Raw genomic sequence first — 4751 nt, forward strand, 5'->3', positions numbered from 1 at the left:
GCTCCCGCACTTGTTGATATAGCTCCCGCACTTGTTGATATAGCTCCCGCACTTGCTGAAATAGCTCCCGCACTTGCTGAAATAGCTCCCGCACTTGCTGAAATAGCTCCCGCACTTACTGAAATAGCTCCCGCACTTGCTGATACGGTTCCCGTAATTGCTGACCAGAAAGAAAAAGGTACAAGCCCCGAAATTTATTTATGGGGTTCTTACTTTTGACTTTCCCAAAGGGGCATACCTGATAGCTAAGTACATAATTTCGTAAGTTCATAGCGAATTCCTCTGCGTACCTCTGCGTTTCCCTCAGCGTTCCTTTGCGTTTAAAACCGCTACAAATTAATGCAAAGCTGTACTAAGAGCGTACAACTCTATGCCTCTACAGCCGATTTATAACCTAAATTCCTTGGCTTCTGCCAAAATCGGATTGATATCAAACCACGAACCATCCTCATTCCGGTATTCAAATACAAACATACTGCGGAGCAAAAGTTCGTATCTTTCATGACCTCTCAAGTTTTTCGCTTGCGCTACCTCACGTAGTAATTCCCATTCATCAGGCGTAATTGCCAAAGTTAGCTCATTGCGGCGTTGTTTAATCACCCTATCCACACACTCCCGCGACAAAGGTGGGTCTTCTTGCTGAAGACAACGAAACAATAACATCAACAAGTTACGCAAATGACCACCGCTAACTTGGCAAAGTCGCTCTAAAGTATCAGGACTATCAAAAACCTCAGTAATTAAATTCTGACTTTGTTCCCAACTGACACCAGGAAAAGCCCTCGCCATAACCATCTGTTGCAGCAGTACAATTCCCTGTGAGAATTGCGAACCATCTTGTAATTCCACAGGAACCATCGGCAAAACCTTGGGGTCTACGCCAAAGCGATTTGTTAACCTTCCTAAAGCGTTGGAAAAAATCAACACTAACGGAATGGTATAAACAACATGACAATTTAGCTGGTTTAACTGTTCGCCCCGTTCCACAAAGAGATATTCTGGCTGATAATGACCGGAAGGTTTTTGAGAATTATCCACTCTGTCGAGATTATCTATAATTACCACTAGTCCTTTTTTACCCTGCTGCTTGAGTTTTTCTCTAGCAGGCTTGAGCAATTCTTTGTTAATTGATTCTAAAATGCCGTTGGTGCGCGGTTCTAAATATTGCCGTAACTGAGAGCGAAGTTTGGGACTATCTTTAGTTTTGGCGGTAATCTTGGCAATACCTACAGATAATTCCGCCTCAACGCCTATATCTAGCGGCGTTTGCAAAAACTCAGAAATTTCCGTAAACAGATTTTTAAAGTATCCTGGTTTGAGGTTAATTTTGATTGCTTCCAGACTTTGACTAACCTCACGAGCTACTGCTAATAAAATATCTGTAACATCAATATCAGCCATATCCAGGCTTTGGCTAGACTCGAAATAAACCACATGAAATCCCTGCTGCTCTAACTCTGCCTTTAGCCGCAGTAATTCAGTGGATTTGCCACAACCGATATGTCCGGTAAACAATTGACAAGTGGGTTGCTCAGGTGCAAGGCGGGTGATAGTTCGCCCAAGTTCCTCAATAATCTTGGCACCACGCACTTTAGAGAAATCAATATAATATTGTCTATCCTCTGGTTTGCTCACGACCAGAGTTTTACTGGGGTTGCAAGCTTGAAAAAACCTGACTAAATCTAGTTTCATCACAAATTACCCGAAATCAGCCTAACGCTCTTGCCCATTTCAGTGATTATACAGAGGATAAAGCGGCTATTTCGGAAAAAACTTCTTCAGATTGAGTGATTAAGGTTCAACGATGAAGCTAAAAGCTTCGGCGATGATGCTCAAAGCTTCAAGTTTCAGTATCTAACGGTGAAACTTGAGCTTTCTAATGTTCTGGTGGTTGAAGATTTTCTGGTAGGATGGTTGTGCGATCGCCAGAATAATGAGTTTAATTTGGTCTACTAATTTTTAGTCCTATGACGCTTGACAAGCAAGCGATGTATTTTTATTGGTAAATATTACGTAATTTACAAAGCCGAATCAAAAATTTCCTGCGCGGTTAAATTGAGTTGGGGTAAAGTGGGAGAAATAATTAAGTTGTTACCAGTAAATGGAGTCATTTGATATTCCTCATCTACTAACTCACATACAAATATGGTAGGTTGTTTGGGATTACCAATAAATTTTTTACCTCCCAACGCAGCGTAATCCAAAATCCAGTATTCGGGAATACCCATCTCCTCATAATCCCCGAATTTATCATGATAGTCATCACGCCAATTAGTACTAACAACTTCAATTACCAGAGGGACAGATTCGGGTTTAATTACAGTTGATTGTTTGTTCCATAAAGGTTCATTGAGCAAATTCTCGTGATTTAATAATAAAATATTAGGGGAATAGGTAGAATCTCCCGTTTTGACAAATGCAGTTTTGGGTATGCGATAAGGTAGCCCCATTTGCAAAAGTTGAAAACCGATTTGTACCGTTAGAAACCCGGTAACATTTTCGTGTTTTCCTGTGGGAGGTGGCATTTCAATAATTATTCCTTTATGCAGTTCGTAGCGCTTTCCATCATTAGGATACCACTCAATAAATTCTTCGTAGGTTATGGGTTTGGGTAATGGTTGAGTCATGTAGCACTTGATTAGAAGTCGCTCGAAATAGCAGCCATAAGGCTTTCGTTTGTTTGGCTTGCGCTCCATTTTAGCCAATCATCAAACAGTTTTCTGACTTGCGATAAGCCGGGTACGGCTTGCGCCAAGGGCGATCGCAATTATTCGCATGGACGACTCATTACCAGTCGTCCGTCGGAGAGTCGATATACACCAGTTGGTTCAATAATGCGATCGCCTTTTTTCCAAGGACGTAATGTAATTTCATTATTGACACCACGCACTCTATCTGTAGAATAGTTAGACATTAATAGATTACCGGGACGGTTAGGTAAAGCACCTCCACCTGTGATGATGAAGCTATTTTCTTGTTTTTGATTTGCACGGGCTATGCAGCTATTAGCAATGAGCGCGTTGGTGTCAATCGCATTTGTGGGGAATGAGGTGAGGCTATTTTGAATTGAACTGTTATCAGGGGAGTTAACATCAACATTTCCCGATAAACCAACTCCCGATTTGGCTGTGATGTATTGTGAGACATCGCTGGGTTGAGTACCGACAAATACACCTTGAGCGTTGATTCTCACTTGACCACCGCGAGAGTTATCTGAGTTAGCACTGATGCGGCTATTTTCTGGAGCAATTAAAAATTTTGTATTGATGTTGATGTTACCACCAATGACATTCTCGCCTGTGGCATCGGTAGTAATGCTGCTACCTTGACGGAGAGTTAAATTTTGAGTGTTGAGGTTGATGGTGGCTTGTTCGCGGTTGGGGTCTTTATTTGGACTGCGGGTGTTGGCGTTGAGAGAGGCTTTATTGTCTAGGCGGATGGTGTTAGCGTTGATAGACATAATACCTGCATTACCTGCACCAAATGTAGCAGTGCTAATTGCTGCCCCATTTCGCACAAGTAAATCTTGGGTGGTAATCGTCAATTTTCCCGCATCGCCTGTCGAATCTTGGTTAGTGGAAGCACTCAAACCACTAACAAAACTACTATCAGCAGAGATACCAATTAGTTCTATCTTACCAGAAGCGTTTATAGTTAAATTACCTGCTTTACCTCTACCAGATGTTGAAGCAATTATCTGTGCCCGATCCCGTACAAATAAATCTTGGGCGTTAATTGCCAAATCACCTGCATCCCCAGTTGAACCTGCTTCAGCAGAAGTAGCCAAAGTAGTAAAAAGACTAACATCTGCTGATGTACCAATCAGTTCTACTTTACCTGTGGCATTAACAGTTAAATTTCCCCCTTTACCCTGACCAAATGTAGCCGCATCCACCTGTCCGCCATCGCGCACAAGTAAATTTTGGGCGTTAATCGTTAAGCCTCCCGCGTTTCCTGTTAAGTCTTGGTTCGCAGATGTACTCAATCTACTGTTAAAAAGACCATTAGCAGACGCGCCAATTACTTCTACGCTACCGCTTGCATTGACTGTCAAATTTCCTCCATTGCCTGTACCAAATGTAGCAGTGATAACTGTTGCTCCATCTCGTATAAATAAATCTTGAGTTTCAATAGTCAAATTTCCTGCATTTCCACTTGAGCCTGTCTGAGCAGAAGCACCCAAGGCGCTAACAGTTCGACCATCCGCAGAGATACCAATCAGTTCTACTTTATTTGAGGCATTTACAAATAAATTTCCTCCCTTACCTGTACCAAATGTACCGGTACTAACCTGTGCCCCATCTCGCACAAGTAAATCTGGGGTGGTAATCGTCAAATCTCCTGCATTCCCAGATGAACGCGATTCAGCAGAAGCAGCCAAAGCACTAAAAAAACGACCGTCAATAGATGTACCAATGAGTTCCACGCTACGGTCAGCATTAACAGTCAAATTTCCTCCCTTTCCTTTACCTAAGGTAGAAGTACTGACTTGTCCTCCATCACGAATGCTTAAACGACCTGCGTTAATCCTCATACTCCCTGCATCTCCAGACCCTAAAGCACTAGTAGAGATAGCGCTGCGACCAGTGGGTGAACCACCTAAAACCTCTACATAGTCTTTGGCATTGATTGTCAAATCTCCTCCGTGGCCAAGGTTACTACTTCTAGTTGTAATATCTCCACCATCGCTAATGCTTAAGTAAGTCGGCGCGAAAAAACTAAACTATGTAAAGATAAATAAATACGGAGAA

Annotated in this window: 4 protein-coding genes; 1 reads left to right on the forward strand and 3 read right to left on the reverse strand. The window is 42.2% G+C overall.

The genetic code is table 11. The features are described from left to right. Positions 1-219 (forward strand): hypothetical protein (locus RMY63_RS41155; RefSeq protein ID WP_416212600.1); only part of this gene is annotated, 219 nt, incomplete at its 5' end. Positions 220-387: 168 nt separating this feature from the next. On the opposite strand, the gene RMY63_RS41160 is transcribed toward RMY63_RS41155, so the two are convergent. The 3 genes from RMY63_RS41160 to RMY63_RS41170 all read right to left on the reverse strand — a co-directional run bounded on the left by RMY63_RS41160 (position 388) and on the right by RMY63_RS41170 (position 4636). Next, positions 388-1692 carry a P-loop NTPase fold protein gene (locus RMY63_RS41160; RefSeq protein WP_322734187.1) on the reverse strand — a complete coding sequence of 435 codons (1305 nt, stop codon included), beginning with the start codon at positions 1690-1692 and terminating at the stop codon, positions 388-390. 326 nt (positions 1693-2018) lie between these two features. Further along, positions 2019-2627: a Uma2 family endonuclease gene (locus RMY63_RS41165; RefSeq protein ID WP_322734188.1), complete on the reverse strand. Its 609-nt coding sequence runs from the start codon at positions 2625-2627 to the stop codon at positions 2019-2021. 140 nt (positions 2628-2767) lie between these two features. After that, on the reverse strand, positions 2768-4636 hold the full coding sequence (locus RMY63_RS41170; protein ID WP_322734189.1) for an S-layer family protein: 1869 nt from the start codon (positions 4634-4636) through the stop codon (positions 2768-2770). Positions 4637-4751: the final 115 nt, after the last annotated feature.

This window comes from Nostoc sp. ChiQUE01b (genome assembly GCF_034531255.1).
Taxonomy (GTDB): Bacteria; Cyanobacteriota; Cyanobacteriia; order Cyanobacteriales; family Nostocaceae; genus Nostoc.